The 24,453-nt window shown below is 73.9% G+C and carries 23 protein-coding genes; 6 read left to right on the forward strand and 17 right to left on the reverse strand.

The window, feature by feature from the left end; translation table 11 throughout:
* Positions 1–39: 39 nt before the first annotated feature.
* Positions 40–2,295 carry an excinuclease ABC subunit UvrA gene (locus VK611_28310; protein HMG45269.1) on the forward strand — a complete coding sequence of 752 codons (2,256 nt, stop codon included), beginning with the start codon at positions 40–42 and terminating at the stop codon, positions 2,293–2,295.
* A gap of 64 nt (positions 2,296–2,359) precedes the next feature.
* On the opposite strand, the gene VK611_28315 is transcribed toward VK611_28310, so the two are convergent.
* The 4 genes from VK611_28315 to VK611_28330 are packed head-to-tail and all read right to left on the reverse strand — an operon-like array spanning position 2,360 to position 5,897.
* Positions 2,360–3,079, reverse strand: a complete 720-nt coding sequence (locus tag VK611_28315; GenBank protein ID HMG45270.1) for an MBL fold metallo-hydrolase — start codon at positions 3,077–3,079, stop codon at positions 2,360–2,362.
* Entirely contained in the window at positions 3,079–3,828 is a 750-nt protein-coding gene (locus VK611_28320) for a maleylpyruvate isomerase family mycothiol-dependent enzyme (protein ID HMG45271.1), read from the reverse strand. The genes VK611_28315 and VK611_28320 overlap by 1 nt, the downstream gene beginning before the upstream one ends.
* Positions 3,829–3,830: 2 nt before the next feature.
* On the reverse strand, positions 3,831–4,439 hold the full coding sequence (locus tag VK611_28325; GenBank protein ID HMG45272.1) for a TetR/AcrR family transcriptional regulator: 609 nt from the start codon (positions 4,437–4,439) through the stop codon (positions 3,831–3,833).
* Positions 4,440–4,478: 39 nt separating this feature from the next.
* Positions 4,479–5,897 (reverse strand): amidase, encoded by a 1,419-nt coding sequence (locus VK611_28330; protein HMG45273.1) that lies wholly within the window; start codon positions 5,895–5,897, stop codon positions 4,479–4,481.
* Positions 5,898–5,933: 36 nt separating this feature from the next.
* On the opposite strand from VK611_28330, the gene VK611_28335 reads away from it, so the two are divergent.
* Positions 5,934–6,416 carry an NUDIX domain-containing protein gene (locus tag VK611_28335; protein ID HMG45274.1) on the forward strand — a complete coding sequence of 161 codons (483 nt, stop codon included), beginning with the start codon at positions 5,934–5,936 and terminating at the stop codon, positions 6,414–6,416.
* Here VK611_28335 and VK611_28340 read toward each other — a convergent pair.
* Complete coding sequence (locus VK611_28340; protein HMG45275.1) at positions 6,406–7,257, reverse strand: DivIVA domain-containing protein; 852 nt, start codon at positions 7,255–7,257, stop codon at positions 6,406–6,408. The two genes, VK611_28335 and VK611_28340, sit on opposite strands and share 11 nt — an antisense overlap.
* Positions 7,257–8,459 carry a globin domain-containing protein gene (locus VK611_28345; protein HMG45276.1) on the reverse strand — a complete coding sequence of 401 codons (1,203 nt, stop codon included), beginning with the start codon at positions 8,457–8,459 and terminating at the stop codon, positions 7,257–7,259. Before VK611_28345 ends, VK611_28340 begins: the two co-directional genes overlap by 1 nt.
* Positions 8,460–8,718: 259 nt before the next feature.
* On the opposite strand from VK611_28345, the gene VK611_28350 reads away from it, so the two are divergent.
* Complete coding sequence (locus VK611_28350) at positions 8,719–9,090, forward strand: hypothetical protein (protein ID HMG45277.1); 372 nt, start codon at positions 8,719–8,721, stop codon at positions 9,088–9,090.
* Between the two features lie 8 nt (positions 9,091–9,098).
* Positions 9,099–11,450, forward strand: coding sequence for an FxSxx-COOH system tetratricopeptide repeat protein (gene fxsT / locus VK611_28355; GenBank protein ID HMG45278.1), 2,352 nt, complete (start codon positions 9,099–9,101; stop codon positions 11,448–11,450).
* On the opposite strand, the gene VK611_28360 is transcribed toward fxsT, so the two are convergent.
* The 10 genes from VK611_28360 to VK611_28405 form a co-directional block, all read right to left on the reverse strand.
* Positions 11,429–12,637 (reverse strand): serine hydrolase domain-containing protein, encoded by a 1,209-nt coding sequence (locus tag VK611_28360; protein HMG45279.1) that lies wholly within the window; start codon positions 12,635–12,637, stop codon positions 11,429–11,431. The two genes, fxsT and VK611_28360, sit on opposite strands and share 22 nt — an antisense overlap.
* A 40-nt stretch (positions 12,638–12,677) precedes the next feature.
* The gene (locus tag VK611_28365; protein ID HMG45280.1) at positions 12,678–14,054 is read right to left on the reverse strand and encodes an alkaline phosphatase PhoX; all 1,377 of its coding nucleotides are present in this window, start codon (positions 14,052–14,054) and stop codon (positions 12,678–12,680) included.
* Positions 14,055–14,127: 73 nt separating this feature from the next.
* Positions 14,128–14,823 (reverse strand): ATP-binding cassette domain-containing protein, encoded by a 696-nt coding sequence (locus tag VK611_28370; GenBank protein HMG45281.1) that lies wholly within the window; start codon positions 14,821–14,823, stop codon positions 14,128–14,130.
* Positions 14,820–15,668 (reverse strand): ABC transporter ATP-binding protein, encoded by an 849-nt coding sequence (locus tag VK611_28375; GenBank protein ID HMG45282.1) that lies wholly within the window; start codon positions 15,666–15,668, stop codon positions 14,820–14,822. The genes VK611_28370 and VK611_28375 overlap by 4 nt, the downstream gene beginning before the upstream one ends.
* On the reverse strand, positions 15,655–18,333 hold the full coding sequence (locus VK611_28380) for an FtsX-like permease family protein (protein HMG45283.1): 2,679 nt from the start codon (positions 18,331–18,333) through the stop codon (positions 15,655–15,657). Before VK611_28380 ends, VK611_28375 begins: the two co-directional genes overlap by 14 nt.
* Positions 18,334–18,371: 38 nt before the next feature.
* Complete coding sequence (locus VK611_28385) at positions 18,372–18,950, reverse strand: hypothetical protein (GenBank protein ID HMG45284.1); 579 nt, start codon at positions 18,948–18,950, stop codon at positions 18,372–18,374.
* An 84-nt stretch (positions 18,951–19,034) separates the two neighbouring features.
* Entirely contained in the window at positions 19,035–19,469 is a 435-nt protein-coding gene (locus VK611_28390; protein HMG45285.1) for a hypothetical protein, read from the reverse strand.
* A gap of 35 nt (positions 19,470–19,504) precedes the next feature.
* Complete coding sequence (locus tag VK611_28395) at positions 19,505–20,566, reverse strand: Gfo/Idh/MocA family oxidoreductase (GenBank protein ID HMG45286.1); 1,062 nt, start codon at positions 20,564–20,566, stop codon at positions 19,505–19,507.
* 52 nt (positions 20,567–20,618) lie between these two features.
* Entirely contained in the window at positions 20,619–21,278 is a 660-nt protein-coding gene (locus VK611_28400) for a hypothetical protein (GenBank protein ID HMG45287.1), read from the reverse strand.
* 84 nt (positions 21,279–21,362) lie between these two features.
* On the reverse strand, positions 21,363–21,830 hold the full coding sequence (locus VK611_28405; GenBank protein HMG45288.1) for a hypothetical protein: 468 nt from the start codon (positions 21,828–21,830) through the stop codon (positions 21,363–21,365).
* 103 nt (positions 21,831–21,933) lie between these two features.
* Here VK611_28405 and VK611_28410 point away from each other — a divergent pair, with 103 nt between their 5' ends.
* Positions 21,934–22,641 (forward strand): response regulator transcription factor, encoded by a 708-nt coding sequence (locus VK611_28410; GenBank protein ID HMG45289.1) that lies wholly within the window; start codon positions 21,934–21,936, stop codon positions 22,639–22,641.
* A complete protein-coding gene (locus VK611_28415; GenBank protein HMG45290.1) occupies positions 22,638–23,957 on the forward strand; it encodes a HAMP domain-containing sensor histidine kinase in 1,320 nt (439 codons plus the stop codon). Before VK611_28410 ends, VK611_28415 begins: the two co-directional genes overlap by 4 nt.
* Here VK611_28415 and VK611_28420 read toward each other — a convergent pair.
* The gene (locus tag VK611_28420) at positions 23,941–24,324 is read right to left on the reverse strand and encodes an Hsp20/alpha crystallin family protein (GenBank protein ID HMG45291.1); all 384 of its coding nucleotides are present in this window, start codon (positions 24,322–24,324) and stop codon (positions 23,941–23,943) included. The genes VK611_28415 and VK611_28420 overlap by 17 nt on opposite strands.
* Between the last annotated feature and the right edge of the window lie 129 nt (positions 24,325–24,453).

Below are 24,453 nucleotides of genomic sequence, written 5' to 3' on the forward strand. Positions count from 1 at the left end.
GACCCTACCCAAGGCCCGAAACTCTGTACGCTGTACTGAATGAGCGCCACCGGGCATGAGCAGATCGAGGTACGTGGGGCACGGGAGAACAACCTGCGGGGCGTCGACATCGACATCCCCAAGCGGCAGCTGACGGTGTTCACCGGGGTGTCGGGGTCCGGGAAGTCGTCGCTGGTGTTCGGCACGATCGCCAGCGAGTCGCAGCGGCTGATCAACGAGACGTACTCGGCGTTCCTGCAGTCGTTCATGCCGAACCTGCCCCGCCCCGAGGTCGACTCGCTGGCCAACCTGAGCGCGGCCATCGTCGTCGACCAGGAGCGGATGGGCACCAACAGCCGCTCCACCGTGGGCACCGCCACCGACGCCTACTCCATGCTGCGGCTCGTCTACAGCCGCAGCGGGCAGCCGCACGTCGGCAGCTCCAACATGTTCTCCTTCAACGACCCGCAGGGCATGTGCCCCGCCTGCGAGGGGATCGGCAAGGTGTCGACCGTCGACATCGACGGCCTGGTCGACCGCGACCTGTCGCTCAACGAGGGCGCCATCACCTTCCCCAACTTCGCCGTCGACAGCTGGTACTGGAAGGTGTTCTCCGAGTCGGGCTTCTTCGACGCCGACAAGAAGCTGCGCGACTACACGCCCGAGGAGTGGGAGCGGTTCCTCCACGGCCCCGAGACCAAGATCAAGGGCGACTCGTTCAACTGGACCTACGAGGGCCTGGTGTCCAAGGTCCGCCGGCTCTTCCTGGTGAAGGACGTCGACTCGCTGCAGAAGCACATCCGGGTCCAGGTCGAGCGGATCGCCACGTTCGCCGCCTGCGGTGACTGCGGCGGCGCCCGGCTCAACGCCGCGGCCCTGGGCTCCCGGATCGACGGGGTGAACATCGCCGAGTGCGCCGCCATGCAGGTGAGCGACCTGGCCGACTTCGTCGCCAAGATCGACGACCCCTCGGTGGCGCCGCTGCTGCAGACGCTGCGCGGCACGCTCGACAACCTGGTCGAGATCGGGCTCGGCTACCTGAGCCTCGACCGCGAGTCGGGATCGCTGTCGGGCGGCGAGGCGCAGCGGGTGAAGATGGTGCGCCACCTGGGCTCCAGCCTCACCGACATCACCTACTTGTTCGACGAGCCCACCGTCGGCCTCCACCCCCACGACGTCCAGCGCATGAACGACCTGCTCCGGCAGCTGCGCGACAAGGGCAACACCGTGCTGGTGGTGGAGCACGAGCCCGAGGTGATCGTGGTCGCCGACCACGTGGTGGACATGGGCCCGGGCGCGGGTTCGGCGGGCGGCACCGTGGTCTACCAGGGCACGGTGGACGGGCTGCGGGCATCGGGCACGCGCACCGGCCTCCATCTGGAGCAGCAGCAGGTGCTCAAGGCCGACGACGAGGTGCGCCGGCCCACGGGCACGCTGCGGATCGAGCACGCGGGGCTCCACAACCTGCAGGACGTCTCGGTCGACATCCCGCTGGGGGTACTGGTGGCGGTCACGGGGGTGGCCGGGTCGGGCAAGAGCTCGCTGATCCACGGCTGCCTGCCCCGGACCGACAAGGTGACGTTCCTCGACCAGGCGCCGATCCGAGGGTCACGGCGGTCGAACCCCGCCACCTACACCGGCGTGCTCGACCCCATCCGCAAGGCGTTCGCCAAGGAGAACGGGGTGAAGGCCGCCCTGTTCAGCGCCAACTCCGAGGGTGCCTGCGCGGTGTGCGGCGGCATCGGCCTGATCTACACCGACCTGGCGTTCATGGCCGGCGTCGCCAGCCCGTGCGAGGAGTGCGAGGGCAAGCGCTTCACCCGGGAGGTGCTGCAGTTCGAGCTGCGGGGCCGCGACATCAGCGAGGTGCTGGCCATGCCGGTGACCGAGGCGGCCGAGTTCTTCACCGAGAAGGCCGTGCGGCCGATGCTGTCGTCGCTGGCGAGCGTGGGCCTGGGGTACGTGGCGCTGGGCCAGCCGCTCACCACGCTGTCGGGCGGCGAGCGCCAGCGGCTCAAGCTCGCCATCCAGATGCACGGGGCCAGCGACGTGTTCGTCCTGGACGAGCCCACCAGCGGCCTGCACATGGCCGACGTCGACAACCTCATCGGCCTGCTCGATGAGCTGGTCGACGGCGGGCGGACCGTGGTGGTCATCGAGCACAACCTCGACATCGTCGCCCGGGCCGACTGGGTGCTCGACATGGGCCCGGGCGCCGGTCACGACGGTGGTCGGGTGGTGTTCGAGGGCACGCCGGCCGCCCTGGCCGCGTCCGACCGGTCGCTCACCGGCGAGCACCTCCGCGCCCGCTACTGACCGACCGCCAGCCGAAATATCGACAGAGATGGCGCTATAGCCACCATTCCTGTCGAAATTTCGGTCACGAGAGGTACGTCGACTCGTAGGCGTCGGCCAGGTCGTTCAGGGCCTGGGCGCAGTTGCCCTCGAACGACGAGCCGTGCATGACGGCCAGCTTCGTGGGGGCGAGCTCGGCGAGGCGGCGCATGACCGTGGCGGTGTCGGGCGCCATGCAGCTGGCCCGGAAGATCGCCTCGGCCTCCATCGCCGGGCCGACCACGTCGTCGCTGGTCAGAGCGGCAGGGTTGCCGATGTGGGTGAACAGGTCGCCGCACAGCAGCGTGCCGGTGGTCTCCTCGTAGAGCACCCGGGCCTCCCAGCCGTGCGGCACGTGGGGGGTGTCGATGTGCCGCACCCGCTTGCCGCCGAGATCCATCACCTCGCCGTCGGCCAGGGCGCGGGGCGGCCGGTCGGCCATGTCGTTGAGCGACACGAGGCAGCCGACCATCCCGTGGGCGATCTCGGCCTGCGGTGCCGCCGCCAGCCACTCGTTCATCGACCCGCACTCGTCGGACTCGACGTGGCCGAAGGTGATCCAGCGCACCCGCTCGACCGGCACCACGCTGGCCACCGCCTCCGACACCACGGGGAACATCGCCCGGGCGCCGGTGTGGAACAGCAGCGGCTCCTCGGCGTCGATCAGGAACTGGTTGAAGGTGAACCCGGCGGGGGGAGCGACATCGGGCACCCACGTGGAGATGCGGTAGATGCCGTCCGCGATCTCGTCGACGGTCGTGGACATCAGAACGGGACCTCCTGGGAGAGGAGGCCGGGACCCGTGTCCCGGCCGGAGAGGATGCGGCAGAAGTCGACGGCGTCGAGCTCGAGCTGCTCGCCGGCGGTGCCATGGCGGTAGCGCCCGCCCGCCGGGCCGTCGAGGACCAGGTCGAACGGCTGCCCGTGGGTGCGGGCCCACTCGGCGACGATGTCGGCCACGATGCGGCCGTCGTGTTCCGGGGTCAGCACCAGCTCGAGCTCGGTCGCACGGGTGACATCTACCCGGTGCATCCAGTAGTCGCGCCCCATGATGACGTCGATCAGGTAGCCCATCTTCCACGTGCCGCCGAAGGGCTCGCCGGGCTTGAACGGCAGCGCTCGCACGAGGCCGGGCGTGCGCCGCCGGCCGCGCACGGCGGCGGGCGCGACCTCGTGGAGGCGTCGGGCCAGCTCGGCGGGGGTCAGCTGCGCCCGCTCGCGCACCTGCAGGGCGGTCATCTCGTCGATCATGGCCGAGCCGTTGCGCTTCGCTGCCCGGGTGGCGTGCCGGAACAGGCGGACGAACTCGCGGACGCGGGCGTTGCCCTCCATGTGGCCGAGCACGTGGGAGAGCAGGGCCTTGACGTCCCAGCCGTCGCAGTCGGTAGAGCGCGACCAGAGCTCGTCGGTGAGCTGGTCGACGACGTCGAGCAGGCGCCGGCTCTCGGCGTCCGCCAGCTCCATCGCCTCGGCGTGACCGATGGCCGGGATCGCGCCGACGTCGGTGACGGTCATGGTCATGTCTTCCTCCGGTTTGCCCGCCGCGGCAGGACGTGGTCGGCGTACATATCGATCGCATCGTCGGCCAGGCGCAGCCAGCGGTCGCCGTTCGGGTCGTTCGTGAGCTGCTGCGACGTGAGGCCGGCGACCAGCGCGGTCCACAGGTCGAGCTGCTCCGGAGTGGTCACGCCGGCATCGGCCAGCGCCTGCCGGCCCCGCTCGAACACCTCGAGGGCGTAGGCGTACGACTCGGCGGACGGCTCGAAGTCGGGGATCGTCCGCTGGAACATGAGCTGGGACCGCGCCGGGTCCTCCATGGCGAACTCGATGAAGACCCGGGCAACCTCGCGCAGCCGCGCCCGAGGCTCGGTCGGCAGGTCGCGCTCGTCGATCCGCCGGAGGAGCGCCTGGTTGCCCTGGGCGAACATGGCGTCGTAGATGGCGTGCTTCGAGTCGAAGTACCAGTAGAGCGACGGCGGCCGCATGCCGATCCGGCCGGCGACGTCGCGCAGCGACAAGCCCGCGAGGCCGAGCTCCCGGGCGACCTCCCACGCCGCGTCGAGGATCTCGCCCCGCGTCGCCTCACGCCGTTCCGCCTGTCGATTCCGCTTCGGCTCAGCTACCACGCTTCAAATCCTCTAACGAGATTAGAGAGATGTCAAGGGCTACCCGATGGGAGCGTGGCGGTGGGCCCAGGGAAGGGACTGCTCCAGCTGGGTGGCGACCTGGAAGACGAGGTCGTCGCGCCAGGGGCCGGCGACCACCTGCACGCCGACGGGGAGGCCCGACGCCTCGTCGGCGTGCACCGGCACGGAGATGGCGGGCAGGCCGGTGACGTTGAACACCGAGGTGAACACCGCCATCGGGTAGCAGTTGAGCAGCGCCACGGTCGGGTCGGCGTCGGCGCCCTCCCGCCACGTCCCGACCGCAGGCGGCAGGCAGGCCATGGTCGGCGTCACCACCACGTCGAACTCGTCGAGGAACGGGCGGACGACCGCCTTCGCCAGCGTCTGCATGGTGCGGATGCCGTCGACGTAGGCCAGTGAGTCGATGTCCCGGGCGGCGGCGCGCAGGGCGGCGTTGAGGGGCTCGATCGCGTCCCAGTCCTCGACCGGCGACCAGGCGGTCCCGGTGTTCCACACGGCGAGGAACGACGCCACGAACGCGTCCATCTCGGGCACCTCGAGCGCCGTCTCGGTCACGTCGTGGCCCGCGGCGGCGAGGGCGGCGACCGTCGTGTCGACCGCGGCGACGCACGCCGGGTCGACGGGCAGGCCCAGCGGTGCGACGGTCGCGTAGCCCACCCGCAGGCGGCCCGGGTCGCGGGTGGCGAGCGTCGACCAGGGCTCGGGCGGCTGCGGTGCCGCGTACCAGCTGTACGGGTCGACCACGGCGACCACGTCGAACGCCGCGGCGGCGTCGGCCACCGTGCGGGCCACCACGCCGTTGGTCGAGAAGCCCTCCATCTCGACGAGTCCGTTGGGCACCCGGGCCCGGCCCGCCTTCATCCCGACGAGGCCGCAACACGACGAGGGGATGCGGATCGAGCCGCCGCCGTCGGAGGCGTGGGCGATCGGCGCCATGCCCGACGCCACTGCCGCGGCCGCCCCGCCGGAGGAGCCGCCCGGCGTACGGGTGGTGTCCCAGGGGTTGCGGGTGATGCCGTGGGCGTCGGACTCCGTGTAGCTGATCGTGCCGAACTCGGGGCTGTTGGTCATGCCCGACAGCACGAAGCCGGCCGCGACGAAGCGCTCGACGATCGGGTCGGACTGGGCCCGCGGCGCCCGGGACGCACCCTTCGACCCGTAGGTGCAGGGCCAGCCGCCGACGGCGTTGAGGTTCTTGATCGGCAGCGGGACGCCGTGGAACGGCGGGAGCGTCGCGGGGTCGGCGACGCCCGCGACCACCTCGGTGGCCTTCGCCGCGGCGGCCCGCACCTCGTCGTCGGCCCGGTGGGCGAAGGCGTTGAGTGCGGGTTCGAGCGTCTCCATGTGGGCCAGGTAGGCGTCGGCCACCTCGCTGGGGCTCACGTCCTTACGACGTATGGCGGCGGCGGTGTCGAGGGCGGTCGCGAAGAGGTCCATGCCGTCGGAATGTAGGCGGTCGGCCAGAATCGGGGCGTGGGAGAGCGACGAGCGGTGCGGGCGCTGATGGTCGACCGGGACGGGGCCGTGCTGCTGATGCGGGTGACGGAGCCCGCGTCGCGGACCCGATGGTGGATCACACCGGGCGGCGGGATCGACGCCGGGGAGGACGACATGGCCGCGCTGCAGCGGGAGCTGCGGGAGGAGATCGGGCTGGAGCTCCCGGCGGTCCGGGTCGGCCCGGCGGTGTGGCGGCGGCGGGTGGACCTGCAGTGGAACGGCCAGAGCGTCCACCAGCACGAGACCTACTACCTGGTGGAGTCCGAGCGCTTCGAACCGACCGTGTGCCGCGACGGCGACCCCGACGTCGGCTGGCACGACGCGATCCCCCGCTGGTGGACGCCCGCCGAGATGCGCGGCAGCCGCGACGACCGCTTCGCACCGGCCGACCTCGCCGATCTCCTCGACGACCTCGTCCGGGTGGGCGCCCCGGCCGAGCCGGTCGACATCAGTCGCTGACGGCCTCGGTGGGATCGTCGCCGGGGAGGGGTTCGAGCGGGGGCTCGTCGACGGGGTCGACCAGGGCCGGCGGATCGTCGTCGTGGTCATGGTCGCCGTGGTCGTGGTCGCCGTGGTCGCCGTCGTGGTTGTCGTCGTGGTTGTCGTCGTCGGGCGGCGGCAGCGGCGGCAGCGGCGGTGGTGGTGGCGATGGTGACAGCGGGACGGGGGCCGGCTCGGGTGACCCGGGTGCAAGGGCGGGTGCGGTCGCCGCGCCCGAGATGTCGCTCAGGTGGTTGACCTCCAGGCCGAACGCCTGCTGGGTGGCGTTGACCTGCGCCGCCAGCGCGCCCAGCGCCTGCTTGAGAGCGCCGACGTAGGTCTGCTGGCGGCTCAGCCACTCCTGCGCCGCCCGGACGCCGGGCTGGGACTCGGGGGCGTCGTGCACCAGGCGCTCGGCCTCGTCGCGGGCCCGTTGGCGGGCCTCGGCGAGGATCTCGTCGTAGCGCTGGGCGGCCTCCTCCTCGCGCTCCCGGCTGAACTGCTCCGCCTGGTCGATCTGCGCCTCGATGTGCTGCTGGGTGCGGGCGATGATCTCGGCCGAGTCGTAGCCGACCAGCTGCCGGTGCCACTCGCGCAGGGCGTGCTTGAGCTGACGGTTCTCGCCGTCCAGCCGGGCGATCTCCACGTCGCGGGTGGCCAGCTCCTCGGCCACCCGGGTGAGGTAGGCCTGCACCTCCTGCTCCTCGAAACCCCGTCGGCCGAACGGCGCCCGCTCGAACGACGCCGCGCGCACCTGCTCGGGTGACAGGTGTCGAGGCAGTTTGTAGGCGGTCACCCCTCCCGAGGCGTCGGTGCTCATCAGCGTCTCCCTCCCGGGTCGACCACTCCGTAGGCCTCGCCGCCGAGACCCTGGAAACCCTCGTAGTGGATGCGTTCGTCGGGGCAGCCGGCGTCGCGCAGCCGCTGCGCCGTGGCCAGGACCATGTGGTCGCTGCCGCACACGTAGACCTCGTGGTCGTGCCAGGGGCCGTGGCGCAGCGCCACCTCGGCGACCTCCCCGTGCTCGACCGGGCGCACACCGTCGAGCGGACCGACCGGCCCTTCGTACTCCGGATCGTCGGCCAGGGCGGGCACGACCGTGAGCCACGGGTGCTGGGCGTCGAGCGCCTGCAGGGCCGGCAGGTCGTAAAGCTCGCGGGCGGTGCGGGTGCCCACGAACAGCGACACGCGGCGGGCGGGCTCGCCCACCCGGGTGCGGTGGGCGACGTGCTCGACCAGGGCCTTCAGCGGCGCCAGGCCGGTGCCGCCGGCGATCAGCAGCAGGTCGTCGTCGCCTCCGGGTGGGAGCGTCAGCCGGTGGCCGACCGGTGAGGCGAGGCGCACGACGTCGCCCTTCTGCACCTTGTCGACCAGGCCGCCGGACACGTGGCCGCCCGGCATGCGGCGCACGTGCAGATCGAGGCTGCCGTCGTCACGGGGGGCGTTGGCGGGGGAGTAGTAGCGCCACAGCCGGGGCCGCAGCGGGATCTCCACGGCCATCGACTGGCCGGGCGCGTAGTCGTAGCGCTGCTCGGGCAGCACGGTGACCACGGCGATGTCGAACGTGCGGCGCTCCTGGGCCACCACCTCGGCGGCCCACCAGGGCGGCGTCTGGCGGGCGGCCAGCTCGGCGGCGTCGATCATGGTGCGGGCCACCCGGCCGTAGGCCTCGGCCCAGTCGTGCGCCAGGTCGGCCGACCACTCCTGGCCCAGGAAGTCGGCGAGGGTGGCGAGCAGCGACTCGCCCACCGGGCCGTAGTGGTCGGCGACGACGGCGAACTTGCGGTGGTCGCGGCCGAGCTGCTGCAGGTAGGGGACCAGGCGCTCGAGGTCGTCGATGTGCGACACCGTGTGGCCGAGCGCGGCGACCAGCCGGCCGCGCTGGGCGCCCATGGCCAGGGGGAACATGTCGCGGGTCTCGGGCGCCATCACGAACAGCCGGCTGTAGAACCGCAGCGCCACCTGGTCGCCGTACGCGGCGACCTGGGCCCAGCTCCGCTTCAAGCGCTCCACGTCAGCCACGGGCGGAAGCCCCGTCCTGCCCTGTGCGCTGTGCCCGCGTGCTGCCCAGTTCCCCCCACCCCTTTGTGGCGGCCCTCCGCCGCGGTCCGGCGACGGCGCTTTCTCCCCTACCGGAGAAGCAGTCAGAGTCGCACAGGTCCGCCGCACGAGGGGACGATTGGACGTGAAATCTGCTGCGTACCGGAGAGCGGACGCATCGTAGTCGTACGCTGTGGGACACTCGTGCGGGTGGCCGAAAGGCCTGGCGGAAAGGGACGTGGTGGACCCGGTGACCCTGGTGGTGACGGCGTTGGCGACGGGGGCGTCGGCCGCGCTGTCCGAGACGGTGGGCCAGGCGATCGTCGATGCCTACGTCGGTCTCAAGTCGCTGCTGCGGCGCCGGCTCTCCGCCCGTCAGGACGACCCCGAGGCCGTGGCCGCCGACGACACCGAGCCGGAGGCGTGGCGGAAGCGGCTGGCGGGCCGGCTCGACGCGGCCGACGTCGACGACGAGCTGCTGGCCGCCGCCGAGCGGGTGCTGGCCGTCGCCGACCCGGCGGGGTACGGGGCCGGCAAGTACGTGGTCGACCTGCGCGGCGCCAAGGGCGTGCAGGTCGGCGACCACAACGTGCAGAACAACACCTTCAACTGAGCGCGTACGTGGCGGTCGAGCGGCAGGTGAGCGGATCGGTCGACGCCCGGGATGCCCAGGGCGTGCAGGTGGTGGCGCCGGGCGGGACCGGCGTGCAGAACAACTACTTCCGCGGGCGGCGCGCCGCGGCGTGGCCCCACCGGGTCGGCGTGCCCCCGCCGCGGGCCGACGGGTTCCAGGACCGGACGGTCGCCGAGGTGCTCGACGACGCCGCCGGCGCCGGCCGCACCACGGTGGTGACCCAGGTCGTGTCCGGCATGGGCGGCGTCGGCAAGACCCAGCTGGCGGCCGCCTTCGCCCGGCGCATGTGGGACGAGCAGCAGGTCGACCTCCTCGCCTGGGTGCCGGCGGGTACCCGCCAGTCCGTCGTGTCGACCTACGCCCGCGCCGGCGGCGACCTCGTGCTCGGGCCCGAGGGCGACGCGCCGGAGGACGCCGCTGCCCGCTTCCTGGCCTGGCTGGCGAGCACCGATCGGCGCTGGCTGGTGGTGCTCGACGACCTGGCCGCGGCCGACGACGTGCGGGGCCTGTGGCCGCCGGACCACCCGACCGGCCGCACGGTGGTCACCACCCGGCGGCGCGACGCCGGGCTCCTGGGCGACTCGCGCGAGCTGGTGGAGGTCGGCGTGTTCACGGAGGACGAGGCGGTCGCCTACCTCACCGGCAAGCTGCCGCCCGGGCTCGCCGACGACACCGGCGGCGTGGCGGCCGACCTGGGCCGGCTGCCGCTGGCGCTGGGCCACGCGGCGGCGTACATGGTCGACCAGGACCTGCGCTGCAGCGCCTACCGCCGCCGCCTGGCCGACGAGCGGCGCCGCCTGACCGAGCTGTTCCCCGGCGAGCACGACCTGTTCGACGGCAGCACCGGCACGGTCGCCACCACCTGGGGCGTGTCGATCGAGGCCGCCGACCGCGCCGTGCCGGTGGGGCTGGCGCGGCCGGTGCTGGAGCTGGCCGGCCTGCTCGACCCGAACGGCATCCCCGAGGCGGTGCTGGCAGCCGGGTCGGGTGACGACGAGGACGACGTCCACGACGCGCTGCGTGCCCTGCACCGCTTCAACCTCGTGACGCACGACGCCGCGCTGGTGCGGGTGCACGCGCTGGTGCAGCGGGCGGTGCGCGAGGGCCTGCCGGATGCCCGGCTCGACGCCCTGGCCTGCACCGCCGCCGACGCGCTCATGGAGATGTGGCCCGCGGTCGACCGGGCCGACGACGACTCCCGCCTGCTGTGCACCAACGCCCTCACCCTGCACCGCCGCCGGTCTGCCGCGCTGTGGGACCCGGACGCCGGCGCCCACCCGGTACTGCGGCGCACCGCCCGCAGCCTCGGCGACGCGGCGCTGCTAGCCGACGCGATCCGGTTCAGTCGGGAGCTGCGCGGGGAGGCGGTCGAGCGGCTGGGCACCGAGCACCGCGACACCCTGGCCATCGGCAACGAGCTGGCCGTGTGGCTGGGCGACGCCGGTGAGCTGACCGAGGCGATCGCGCTGCTGGAGGAGCTGGTGGAGGAGTCCACGCGGCTGCTCGGGCCCGACCACGTCGACACCCTGGAGGCCCGGCGGGCGCTGGGCTACACCCGCGGCATGGACGGCGAGCCGGCGGCCGCGGTGCGGGAGCTGCGGGCCGTGCACGCCGATCGCGCCCGTGTCGTCGGGCCCGAGGACCCGGACACGCTGACCGTGGCCGACCAGATCGGCTACTGGCTGGGCAAGGCGGGCGACGCCGCGGGCGCGGTCGCCCAGGTCGAGGCCCTGCTGGAGGTGATCGGGCGGGTGCTCGACCCCGACGACCGGATCGCGCTCCAGGCCCGCGGCAACCTGGCGTTCCAGGTGGGGGCGGCCGGCGACCCCGAGGCAGCCATCGCCGCGCTGGAGGCGGTGCTGGCCGACGTCGTGCGCGTGCTGGGCGCCGAGCACCGCGACGTCTCGGTGCTGCGCAACAACCTGGCCTACTGGCGGGGCAAGGCCGGCGACCTGGTCGGCGCCCGGGCGGCGATGGAGGAGCTGCTCGTCGAGCGCCAGCGCATCTACGGCCCGACCCACCGCGACACGTTGGCCACCCGGTCGGCGCTCGCCCGGCTGCACGCCGAGCTGGGCGACCGTGCCGCGGCGATGGCCGAGCTGGAGTGGCTCGTCGCCCACCACCGGCGCATCGACGGCGACGACCACTCCCACACCCTGAGGAGGCGCTGGCACCTGGCCGAGGCGCACGGCCTCCTGGGCGACGTCGACGTCGCGGTCGCCCAGCTGGATGACCTCATGGCCGACGTGCTGCGGGCGCTCGGGCCCGACCACGTGACCACCGTCGAGGTCCGCGAGCAGCTGGCGCTCTGGCGGGCTCAGTCCGCGATGGCGCCGTAGACGAGCTGCTTGAGCTGGGCCCGGAAGTTGAAGGTGCCCGAGGGGATGAGCTGGGTCATGAAGACCACGACCAGGTCCTCGGCGGGGTCGATCCAGAACAGGGTCGACGCCGCGCCGCCCCACATGAACTCACCGGCGGAGCCGACGGCGTGCGTGGCGACGGGGCCGAGGCTCACGGCGACGGTCAGGCCGAAGCCCATGCCCTCGAAGCCCACCTCGCCGTAGCCGCCGGGCAGGGCGACGTCGGCCAGCGTCCGGTCGCCGGGCAGGTGGTTGCTGCGCATCAGCTCGACGGTCTTGCGGCTGAGCACCCGGACGCCGTCGAGCTCGCCGCCGTTGAGCAGCATCCGGCAGAAGCGCAGGTAGTCGGCGCTGGTGGCCACCAGGCCGGCGCCCCCGGAGAGGAAGGTGACCTCGCCCCGGTAGTGGCTGCTCTCGGGGTCCTCGAGCAGCTCCAGCTCCTTGCGGGCGTTGCGCGTGTAGCTGGCGGCGAAGCGCCCGATCTTGTCGTCGGGCACGGTGAAGCCGGTGTCGGCCATCCCGAGGGGCTCGAAGATCGTGGTGCGCAGGTAGTCGTCGAACCGCTGACCGGAGAGGACCTCCACCAGCCGGCCGCACACGTCGGTCGCGAACGAGTACAGCCACTGGGTGCCGGGGTGGAACCGCAGCGGTGCCTCCGACAGGCGGTCGACCATCGTCTCCAAAGTGCCGCCCTCGCCGAGGCGGGTGGCCGGGGGCCGGCGCAGCATGGCGACGTCGAGGTCGCGGTTGTCGAGCGTGTAGCCCAGGCCCGACATGTGCATCATCAGGTCGCGCACGGTCATCGGCCGCTGGGGCCGGACCAGCTGGTCGCCGTCGCGCACCTTGAGGTCGCGCCAGGCGGGGATGAAGCGGTGCACGGGGTCGTCGAGGCGGAACAGGCCGCGCTCGTAGAGGGTGAGCAGGGCGACACCGGTGACCGGCTTCGACATGGAGAAGAGCCGCCAGATGGTGTCGTCGCCGACGGGGCGAGCGCGCTCCCGGTCGCGCTCGCCCAGCGACGACAGGTGGGCCACGGCGCCGTGGCGGGCGACCAGCACCTGGCAGCCGGCGATCTTGCCGGGCCCGACGTAGTGGGTCTGCAGGTGCTGGTCGATGCGCTGGAGACGCGCCGCGTCCATCCCGGCGGCGTCGGCGTCGATCTTCACGTTCCCCCCTCTCGACTGTGGGGGGTCAGCATGCCAGGCGTTAGCGCCAGGGGCCCCAGATCGCCAGGGTGAGGCCGGGCTCCTGGATGTTGGCGAAGAGCGTGGAGCGGTCGGGCGAGAAGCAGGCGCCGGCGAACTCCTGGTTGCTGAGCCGGTTGTAGGCCAGCGGGAAGGTGCGGCCGCCGGGGGTGATGCCGGCCATGAACTGGTCGTCGTCCTCGCCGTCGGTGCACATCACCGCGTAGCCGAACGGCGACACGGTGATGTTGTCGGGGCCCTCGAAGTCGTGGTCCTGCTCGAAGCGCACGACCAGGCGCAGGGTGGAGCGCTGCGGGTCGTAGCACCAGATCTGGCCCCCGTGGACGCCGTCGCTGCGCTCGCCCTCCTCCTCGGCGTCGGGTCCGTCGCCCCGCGACGACACCCACCAGATGCAGCCGTCCGCCGCCCACGTGCCCTCGCACTTGGGGATGCGGGTGGCGGTGTGCAGCTCGCGGATGGTGTCGCCCTCGTCGGGGTCGGGGACGGTGATCGGGACCCAGCGGACGTGGCGGAACTCGGTGCCGGCCTCGGTGACCGACGACAGGTCGGCGTCGCCGAGGGCGGGCACCAGCAGGGCGCTCAGCTCGCCGCCGGCGCGGAGGGACGCACCCCGGTCGCGGTCGCGGCGGCCGTGGCCGTGGGGCTGGCGGGGCTCGAAGCGGTAGAAGTAGCCGTGGGGGCCGTCGGCGTCCTCGGTGAGGTAGGCGCGGCCCTTGTCGTCGAACGAGACGGCCTCGTGCTCGAAGCGGCCCAGCGCGGTGAGCGGGCGGGGGTCGCCGCCGCGCTGCGGGTCGACCTCGAAGACGTAGCCGTGCTTCACACCGTCGATGACCTCGTCGGTCTCCTCGCAGGTGAGCCACGTGCCCCAGGGCGTCGGGCCACCGGCGCAGTTGGCCGCGGTGCCGGCGAGGCTCACCCGGTGCGACAGCAGGCGGCGGTCGGAGCCGACCACCAGCGTCGTGGTGCCGCCGGGCCCGTTGGGGTCGTAGGTGTGGCCGGGCACCTGGGGAACGGGCGCCACGCCGTCCTCCTCCACCGCCTCGGGGTCGATCTCGTGGTTGCGGACGAGGTACGTCCGGCGGCGCTCGGCCGGGAACGCGGCCATGCCGTCGTGGGCGGCAGGCACGGGGCGGCCGTCGTCGAGCAGGTCGTCGCCGGTGCGGGAGAAGACCCGGTAGCGGAACCCCGCGGGCAGGTCGACGATGCCGTCGGGGTCGCTCACCAGCGGTCCGTAGCCGACCCGGCGGGCCGGGCCGCCGTGGAGCGGGAGGGCCCCGGCGGGAGCGGACAGCACCTGGCTCAGCGAGCCGGTGAAGGCGAGACCCAGCCCCGCACCACCGGTGCGCAGGAGGAACGAGCGACGAGCCATGGAAGACATGGCCGGGACGCTAGGAAGGCGTTGCGAACGGGCGGCGAACGGCTCGGGGCCGCCGGGTTGCGTCGAGGCGAAATCAGCCGGGTACGTCGGATGGGCCGAGCTCGACGGTGCGGTCGGCGGCGAGGGGCGAGCGCGAGGCGACGACCACCGCGGCCCCGTCGGTGGCGGCGGCGCGGAGGAGGTCGAGGACCACGCCGGCGTGGCGGTCGTCCTGGTGGGCGACGGGCTCGTCGGCGAGGACGACAGCCGGGCGGCCGGCCAGTGCCCGGGCCACCATCGTCCGCTGGCGCTCGCCCACCGACACCTCGAAGGCGCCGCGGTGGCGGAGGTGGTCGAGGCCGAGGCGCTCCAGCAGGTGGTCACGCCACTCGTCCCGGTCGGGGTGGTCGGGGCGGCCGTCCCGGCGGTGGCCGTCGTGGCGGTCGGCGTGGTCGAAGCGGCCGGCCAGGTCGATGTTCTCCAGCACGGTCAGCTCCTCCAGCAGGGCGAACCCCTGGGGGACCACGCCGAGGTGCGACCAGGGCGGCGGTGTGGTCGAGCCGTCCCAGCGGACGGTGCCGGCGTCGGGCCGCGACCAGCCCGCCAGCAGCTCCACCAGCGTGGTCTTGCCCGACAGCGACGGCCCGGTCACCGCCACCAGCTCACCCGGCCGCACCGCCAGGTCGAGGCCGTCGAGGACGACGACGCCATCCCGGCGGACGGTCAGACCGGTCGCCTCGACGGCGGGGGTCACGGTCGGGGTCGGCGTCGCCGCGGCGGGCTCGGTCACGGCTGCTCGATCCGGACGTGGTCGCCGTCGGCCCGGAGCCGCACCCGCCGGCCCGGGAACAGGTCCGACAGGTCCCGGGGCAGGTGCACCCGGTCGGCTTCGTCGAGCACCGCCAGCAGCTCGCCGCCACCGGTCGACTCGGCGGCGAGGGTGCCGCCGCTGATCACCAGCACCTTGTCGGCGGCGTCGACCACCCGCTGGTCGTGCGTGCAGATCACCAGCGTCTGGCCGGCCTCGACCAGGCGGGGCAGCAGCTCCACCAGCGCCGCGGCGCCGGTGGGGTCGAGGTTGGCGGTCGGCTCGTCGGCCACGACCAGCGCCGGGCTCGCCGCCATCGCCATGGCGAACGCCACCCGCTGCTGCTGGCCGACCGACAGGCCGGCGGGACGGCGGCGGGCGACCGAGTCGAGGTCGGTGAGGGCGAGCAGGGCGTCGACCGCGCCCTTGGGCTCGGGCGCCCGCATCCGCCAGGCCATCCGCACGTGCTCGACCACGGACAGGTCGTCGAGCAGGTTGTCGGCGGGCGACTGGAACACGTAGCCGATGCGCCGGGCAACCAGTCGACGTCGGGCCCGACCGCTGAGGTGGGCCGTCGGCACACCGTCGATCACCACCTCGCCGACCGTGGGCCGCTCCAGGCAGGCCAGCAGCCGCAGGAACGTCGACTTGCCGGCCCCCGACGGCCCCACCACGGCGGTCAGCGAGCGGGCCGGCACCTCGGCGCTGACTCCCCGGAGGGCGTGCACGGCGCCGCCCGTCGACTCGTAGATCTGCACCAGCTCCCGGCACACGGCGGCGGGGGTCGGGGCCGGGACCTCGGCCGGGTCGACGTCAGCCGGCGTCACGGAGCAGCTCCGGGAGAGAGGTACGGGCGGTGCGCCGCTCGACCACCAGGGTCACCAGCAGGGCGGTGACCAGGGCCGCTGCACCGCAGGCGGCGACCACCGACAGGTCGAAGCGCAGCAGGGCGTCGGGCGGCGCGTTGGGCAGCGGGTCGAGCTGGCGGAACACCAGGCGCACCGCCAACCACGCCAGGCCGACCCCCAGGAGCAGGCCCGCGGCCAGGATGGCGGCCACCTCGAGCGCGGTCGCCAGGGCCGCCTGCGCCGCCGGCAGGCCCAGCCGGCGGGCCGTGGCCGCCCCGAGCTGGCGGCGCTCGGAGTTGGCCGCGAAGTAGAGGCCGAGCCCGGCGACCGTCACCAGGCCCGCGGCCACGCCGACCACCTCCAGGTAGTCGATCGCCCACACCTGGGGCTGCAGCTGGGAACCCGACACGTCGGCGCCGGGCTGGGCGGCGAACACGACGTCGAGCCCGTCGTCGGCGAGCTCCTCGGCGATCGCGGGCGACGGGTCGTCGACCCACACCTCGGCGTGGGCGGTGACCCCGGCGCCGGTGAGGGCTCGGCGGTCGACCACCACCAGTGGCCGCTGCTCGACGAAGCCCAGGCCCGGGAAGGCGTCCGCCCTCCCGACGACCTCGACCGGCAGCTCGACGGGACCGTCGTCGCCTTCGAGCGTCAGGACGAACCGGTCGGGCAGCCCGTCGCCCACCCCGATGGCGGGCACGGCGCTCTCGCCGGCTTCGCCGCCAGCGTCGGCCTCCGGCCCGAGCCGCTCCAGCAGGCCGGCGAGCGACGGGCCGGCGAAGCTGTCGTCCCAGAAGGCGGCGTCGGCGAACGTGTCAGGCTCCACGCCGAGCACGTCGGCCCGGTCGTGCCCCGAGGCGATCACGCCGGTCTCGCTCGTCCTGGTCACGAGCGTGCTGACGCCCGGCAGCGGCGGCTCGGTGGGCGGCGGCTCCGTGATCGACAGCCGCACCACCTGGGCGCTGCCGTGACCCAGGGTGGCCTTGGCGTAGGCCGTCGCGCTCACCGACGACGACATGGCGGTGGCGAACACCACGATGCCGATCGAGATGGCCGCACCGGTCACGATCAACCCGGCGCGCAGCCGGGCGGCGGCCAGGCGCCGGAGCGCCAGCCATGCCGGGGTCGGCGCCCGGGCGGCGAGCCAGCCGAGGGGGCGACCCGACAGTGCCAGCCGCGCCGCCAGCCCCGCTCCGCCCGCCAGCAGGAGCAGGGGGAACAGCAGGAGCAGGCCGTCGACCCGGGTGTCGTCGACCACCGTCTGGCGTGTGTGCAGCTCGTAGTAGGCGGCACCGGCCAGCGCCAGCACCACCGGCTCCCACAGCGGCAGCGACCGGCGGGGTGCCGCGCCGCCCGCGCCCACGCCCACCCGGCGCACGCCCGCCCCGACCACCACGGCCAGGGCCACCAGGGCGACCACCAGCGCCACGGCCACCACGACCACGCCGTCGGCCAGCGCCTCCCGGTCGATCCGCGGGTCGGGACCGATCACCCGCACCACCGCCACAGCCGACCCCACCCCGAGCACGGCCCCCAGCAGCAGCGCGGGCAGGAGCTCGGCCATGCCCTTGAGGGCGAGCGCGGCCGGTCCCGCGCCCCGCAACGACAGCACGGTCACGTCCTGCGAGCGACGGGTCAGCCAGCTGCGCGCCGCCGCCAGCAGCATCACCACGGCCACGCCGATGGTGCCGAGGGCCACCGGTCCGGCCACCGACTCGACCGACGCCGACGTGCGCTGCGCCTTGTGGACGCTGCGGGGCAGATCGGCGCTCGTCCGCCCGAACCCCATCGTGGCGCCGAGGTCCGACGAGCGGTTGTTGACGGTGTCGACCAGCCGATCGAGCGCCGCCGTCGCCCGTTCGGCGGTGGGCAGGTCCCACGCCGACGCGTCCGGCGGGTACTCCCACGAGGCGGGCGTGTTGGCCACCCCGGCCCCGGCGAGCAGGGGGACGAGCCGGCCGTCGTCGAACAGCGCCACCGGCGGCGGTGCGCTACCGGCAGCGCTGCGGGGCTCGAAGCTGAAGCGCAGCGAGCACCAGGAGCGGTCGCGCCCGCCCCGCAGGTCGCGGTACACACCGCTGACGGGTACCGGAGTCGCCACGTCGCCCACCACCACGTCGACGCGGTCGCCGGCGTCGACGCCCAGGCGCTCGGCCACGGTGTCGGTGAGCCACACGCCGCCGTCGCTTTCCTCTGCCTCCCGGAGGACGTCGATGTGGTCCCGGAACCCGGTCCGCTCGATCAGCTGCACCTGCTCGTCGGCGCCCTCGAACGCCACCTGGCCCAGGTCGCCGATCACGGTGACGACCGCCGGGTCGACGCCCTCGATCGGGCCGACCGCGGCGTCGAGCGCCTGCGTGCCCTCGTCGACCTGCGGGCCGAACGCCCCGGAGGCATCGGCCACCGACACCGAGCGCTGCACCCGCAGGCCGACGTCGAACCGGCAGCCCGTCTCCACGTCGCGGCTCAGCGACGCCCGCGCCGTCGACGCCGCGAACATCGGCCGCGACGCCCCCGCGACGCCCAGCACGAACGCCGCCACGGCCACGCCCAGGAACAGCGACGGGCTGCGCCACGCCCGCAACGGCGCCCGTCGCCAGGGCGGCAGCCACAGCATGCGCAACCAACGGGCCAGGGACGCCATCGCCGCCGAACCTAGCCTCCGACCTGCTCGTTCACCGATCAGCCGGCGGCCGCGATCCGCTCCTGCAACGACCGCAGCACCTCGACCACCTCGTCCCGACGGGTGCGGGGGTCGGTGTCGAAGGTGCCCTCCGCCTTCACGTGGTACTGCAGGGTGACCACCCGTTCGGCGTCGCGGTAGCCGGCCATCACCGCGGGGAAGCCCGACGTGCTGGTCTCCACCAGCGCCTCCTCGCCCAGCCCCGGGACCGGCGCCACGTCACCCTCGATCGACAGCGCCTGGTCCAACGCCGTCCCCGGGTCGCGCAGCAGCAGTCCGACGATGTGCGACGCCCGGGAGCGCGTCTCGTCGTCGACCACCTCGGCGGTCCACTCGCACCCGTCGCCGGCGTTGTTGGGCGTGGGCCCGGCGGTCACCGGCGCGCCGACCAGCGCCTCCACCTCGACGATCGTGACGATCGTGCACGCCCGGATCCTCGCCGCCGCCGGTTCGGCGGCGGAGCTCGGGCCGGTGGCCACCGGTTCCTCGGTCGCTCCGCCCCCGCCGTTGCCCCCGCAACTCGCCATGACCACCGTCGCCAGGACGGTCACCGCGCCTGCCATCTGCCTCGCCCGCATCCACACAGCATCCCACCGCACTCTGCGTGGCGCTTCCTCGTTGCCCCACCACGGCCCGCGGCGCGCCGTTCCCCGGTGGAGCCGTCAGTCCAGCAGCTCGGCGGTGGAACGGGCGAGGAAGGTGAGGACCGTGGCGACGACCGGAGCGAACATCGCGCCGAAGGGGATCCTGGTGGGGTCGCTGCCGGTGACCATGACCGGGCCGAACACGCTCACCGCGGCGGCGACCAGCCACAGGGCGGCCACGGCGACCGACAGCTGGCGGTGCAGCTGGCCGCCGGTCGGGTTGCGGCGGGCCGCGACCCAGTAGCGGGTCATGCCGTAGGTGGCGACGGCGCCCCAGATCCAGGTGGCGAAGGCGGCGACCGGCATGTGCTGCTGCTCGCTGCCGGACACCATGTCGGGCGAGAAGATGCTGATCGCGGCCACGGCGGCCCAGATGCCGCCGAGTGCGATCAGCATGCTGTCGGCCTCGTCCTTGCGGGTGGTCTGGGCAGGTGGGAAGGGCTGTGCGGACATGTGTCCGACGGTAAGCCCGACGCCGCCCGCCGTCGTCACCCCGGGGGCTGAACGCGCGCGTCCCCCCGGGGGTGGACGTGCTCGGCATCGCGGACCAGTTCGCCGTCGGCCGCCGCGGAGCGGTAGATGCTGTCGACCAGCCGGTGGGCGGGCAGCGCGGCGGCGAAGTCGGGGTGGGCGGGGCGGTGGGCGGCGACGGCGGCGAGGAAGGCGCGGGCCGGGTTGGCGTCGTGGTCGTCCCGGCCGGCCAGCTCGGCGATCAGCTCTGCCCCTTCGACGCGCTGCTCGGGCTCGCCGGTGAACCGCCAGCGCACCGGGCCCACGGCGTCGCCCTCGACCACCACGTGCAGGCGCTCGCAGAACACCTCGACGTGGCGCATGCTGGGCCGCTCCAGGATGTCGTGCCACACCGACACGAGCGTGGCGGTGGCGCCGGAGGCGAAGTCGAGCCGGACGTTGGCCACGTCGTCGATGCCGGGGTGGCCGTGGTAGCTCTGCGTGGTGGCCGACACCGACGCCACCGGGCCCAGCCACCAGCGCAGGATGTCGACGTCGTGGATCGAGTGCTCCAGCAGGGCGCCGTGGCCGCAGCGCTGGGGGTCGACGCGCCAGGTCGACTCGTAGAGGCCTTGGATCGGGATGAACTGGTCGTCGCGGAAGACCACGGCGAGGGGACGGCCGGCCCGTTCGTCGGCCAGCAGGTGGCGGACGAGGCGGAAGGGCGCCATGTACCGCAGCACTAGGCCGACCTGGTTGACGACCTCGGCCTCGGTGACCGTCGCGACCATCCGGTCGACCACGTCGCCGTCGACGCCCAGGGGCTTCTCGCAGAAGACGGCCTTGCCGGCGGCGGCGGCCTTGGCGACGAGGCGGGGGTGCTCCGAGGTCCAGGCGGTGACGTAGACGGCGTCGACCAGGTCGGGCAGCTCGTCCTCGGTGACCGGCGTGGCCCCGGTGGCGGCGGCGAAGGCGGCAGCGCGCTCGGGGTCGGGGTCGTGGACGGCGACGATCCGGTGGTCGACGCCGGCGTCACGCAGGTACCCGCGGTGGAACCGGGTGATGAACCCCGCACCGTAGAAGCCCACCCCCAGTGACATCGTCGGATGATGTCACCGGGGGTGGGCTGCCGCAACGGCTGGCCCGGGTGGGTCAGTCGTCGGAGCCGTGGCCCGAGCTGTCGTCGCCACCGTGGTCGTCGGAGCCGGAGCCCGAGCCCGAGTTGTCGTCGCCACCGTGGTCGTCGAGCCGGTCGTGGTCGACGACGCCGTCCTCGACGCGGACGTCGGTGCCGTCGGCGTCGTCACGGAGCCGCACCCGCTCACGGGCCTGGCCGCCCTCGAGCTCGACGTTCACCTGCACCCGCTGGGAGCCGGAGCGGAAGTCGAGCTCGATCTCCCGGCCCGAAGACTGCTCCACCTCGACGCTCCAACCTGCGGCCGGCATGGCGCTGGCCAGGTGCAACGTGGCGCCGTCGACGGTGTAGGCCACCGTGCCGCCCGCCGTCGGGATCGTGTGGGAGCCCGAGGAGGCCGGAGCCGGTGCCGGGGCGGGGGAGGGAGCGGTGGACGGAGTCGTGGTCGGGGCGGTCGGGGTCGTGACGCCGGTGCAGCGGGGGTCGCCCGCGTGCTCGGCCTCGTCGCACGGGCCGCTGATGTCGCCGGGCCCGTCGTCCGACGAGGCGGGCTGGAAGCTGGTGGCCGGCGGGTCGTCGGCGCCGGAGCCGGTGGTGGTCAGCGCCACGGCGCCGGCGGTGCCGAGCAGACCGGCAGCCACCAGTCCGAGGCGTGCGGTCGTGAGGGGGAGTTTCATCGCGTGTCCTTCCGTCGAGTTGCGATGGCTCCACTGTCCGACGGGGCCCGCTAACGGGTCCTCTATCGACGGTTAAGGGTTGGTTCAGCGGGGATCTTCACGCTGCTCGTCCTGAGGACCGCCGTCCCACCAGCCCGTCACGCGGCTGCGGTGCGTCTCGCTCTCGAACTCCACCCGGTAGCCGTTGCCGTCCTCGGGCTCGGTCTTCACGCTGAAGCCGGGGTTCGGCCTCGACCACTCCACGGTGACGGCCGTGGGCGTGAACCGCAGCGCGGCGCGACCCCCGACCAGGTCGTAGGGCACGATCACCGCCTCGTCGTCGGGGGTGGTCGTCGATGGCGTCGAAGCGCTGGTGGTGGGCGACGTCGGGGGAGCGGTGGCGGTCGTCGGGGACGTCCCGTCGAGCCTGTCGCTCACGTCGCTGGCAGCCAGGGCCGAGGGCCGGTCGTCGGTCACCTGGTTGGTCACCAGGCCGACGCCCTGCCACGCCGCCGTCGTGGCCACGGCAGCCGCGGCCAGCCAGGCGGCCGTGAAGGTGAGCGATCGCCGCACGCCAGCATCATGCCGGGCCGACCTCTAGACGACGGCCAAACGACCCCTAAGCCTGGGTTAAGGGCCGTCGGGCCCGGGTCGCTTGGCCATAGCGTGCCGGGTCATGGCGTCGGTGCTCGTGATCGAGGACGACCAGCGCATCCGGGAGGTGCTGGCGCGGGGGCTGACCGCCGCGGGCCACGTGGTGCGCGCCGAGGCGAGCGGCGGGGCGGCCCTGGCGGCGGTGGTCGACTGGCAGCCCGACGTCGTCGTGCTCGACCTGGGCCTGCCCGACCTCGACGGCAGCGACGTCCTGCGGATGCTGCGCGGCGTCTCGCGGGTGCCGGTGATCGTCGCCACGGCCCGGGACGACGAGGCCCAGATCGTCGAGCTGCTCGACGCCGGTGCCGACGACTACGTGGTCAAGCCCTACGCGGCCGCGCAGATCGAGGCCCGGATCCGGGCGGTGCTGCGGCGCGGTGCGGCCGACGGTGACGACGCGGCCGCGGCCGAGCTGCGGCGGGGCGACCTGGTGGTCGACACGGCGCGGCGGGCGGCCCGCCTGGCCGGCGCCGACCTCGACCTCACCCGCCTCGAGTTCGACCTGCTGGCGTGCCTGGCCCGTCGCAGCCCCGAGGTGGTGACCCGGCGGGAGCTGCTGGCCGAGGTGTGGCACCAGCCCTACGGCGGCAGCGACAAGACCGTCGACGTCCACCTGTCGTGGCTGCGGCGCAAGCTGGGCGAGACCGCAGCCGAGCCCCGCTACCTGCACACCGTCCGGGGCGTGGGCATAAAGCTCGAACCGCCCCAACCACACCCGGGTCCGTCGTGAGACGGCGGCTGCTGGGCATCACGGTGGCGGCCACGGCCCTGGTGGTGGTGGCGTTCGTGGTGCCGCTGGCGGGGCTGGTGCGGTCGGTGGCGCGGGACCGGGCGGTCAGCGGCGCCGAGCGCGACATGGCCGCGATGGCCCCGGCCCTCGCCACCACGGACGACACGTCGCGGCTGTTCAGCGCCGTCGCCGGCACCGCGACGGGACAGGACGGTCGGCTCACCTTGTGGCTGCCCGACGGCTCCCGGGTGGGCGACGAGTCGCCGGCCGACACCGACGCCCTGGCCCTCGCCCAGCGCGAGGCGTTCAGCCAACACGACGGTGACGGGCTCGTGCTCTACACCCCGGTGGTGACGGAGGCCGGCAACACGTCGGTGGTCCGGGCGCGGCTGCCGTCGTCGCTGCTGGAGCGGGGTGTGGCCCGGTCGTGGGCGGCGCTGGCGGGCGTCGGACTGGCGCTCGTGGCGGCGGCCGGCCTGATCGCCGATCGGCTGGGTCGCTCGCTGACCCGGGAGGCGACCGCCCTGGCGGGCACCGCCCGCACGCTGGCGGCGGGCGACCCGGAGGCGCGCGTCGTCCCGGGTCGCACGCCGGAGCTGGCCGACGCCGCCCGGGCGTTGAACCTGCTGGCCGACCGGATCGACGAGCTGCGGTCGGCCGAGCGCGCCCGGGTGGCCGACCTCTCGCACCGCCTGCGCACGCCGCTGACCGCCCTGCGCCTCGATGCCGAGGCGGCCGGCGACGCCGACCTGGTCGCCGACGTCGACCGGATGGAAGCGTCGGTCACCGAGCTGATCCGGGCCGCCCAGCGCCCGCTGCACGAGGGGGCGGTGCGGTCGCGGGCCGACCTGACCGCGGTCGTGCGGGAGCGGGCCGCGTTCTGGGGGGCGCTGGCCGACGACGACGGCCGCCCGTGGACGCTCGACGTCGACGCCGAGGTCGCCGCGGCGGGCCCGGTGGAGGTCGAGGCGGGGGTCGACGAGCTGGGCGCGGCCCTCGACGCCCTGCTCGACAACGTCTTCAACCACACGCCCGAGGGCACGTCGTACGCCGTGTCGCTGGCGCTGGTGGAGGGCGGCGGCATGGCGCAGGTCCGGGTCGACGACGCCGGCCCCGGCATCGCCGACGCGGCCGCGGTCCTCGCCCGCGGCGAGACGAGAGGTCGGGCCCATTCGACCGGCCTCGGCCTCGACATCGCCCACCAGACCGCCGAGTCGGCGGGTGGCGACCTGACGCTCACCCCGTCGCCCCGGGGCGGGACCTGCGCCACCCTCACGCTCCCCGTCGTCGGGGTCGGAGCTACGCGCTCGGCGTGATCGAGAGCTTCTCGGCGGACTCGCCGCGGAGCACCCGGACGGCGAGCTGGCCGTTGGCGAGGCTGGCCTCCAGGCTGGCGCCGAAGCCGGTGGGCAGGTCCAGCTCCCGCTCGTAGCCGCCGTAGTTCCACTCGTGGATCAGGTAGTTGCGGGGCGGCGCCGAGCGGACGGAGGCGGTGATGCGCAGGCGCCCGGGCCACAGCTCGATGGTGACGTCGCTCGGCTGCACGGCCGGCAGCGGCGCCACGATCACCAGCGCCCCGTCGGTCTCGTACACGTTCACCGGTACGACCTGGGGCCGCATCAGCCGCTCGGTCGCCCGGGTCGCCTCGGTCACGCGTTCCTGCTGGGTCTGGTCGGGAGCCATGGGAGTGCGGTACCCGCCGAACACCGGGCCCAGTCGGCTCCCGAATCGGCACCCGAATCGGCCACGGTTGGCGTCCGCCGGGTGACAGTGTTGACAATGAGCGGTCAAGGTCTGCCACACTGCGTGAGC

It is taken from the genome of Acidimicrobiales bacterium (genome assembly GCA_035316325.1).
In the GTDB taxonomy this organism is placed as follows: Bacteria; Actinomycetota; Acidimicrobiia; order Acidimicrobiales; family VFJN01; genus DASXTK01.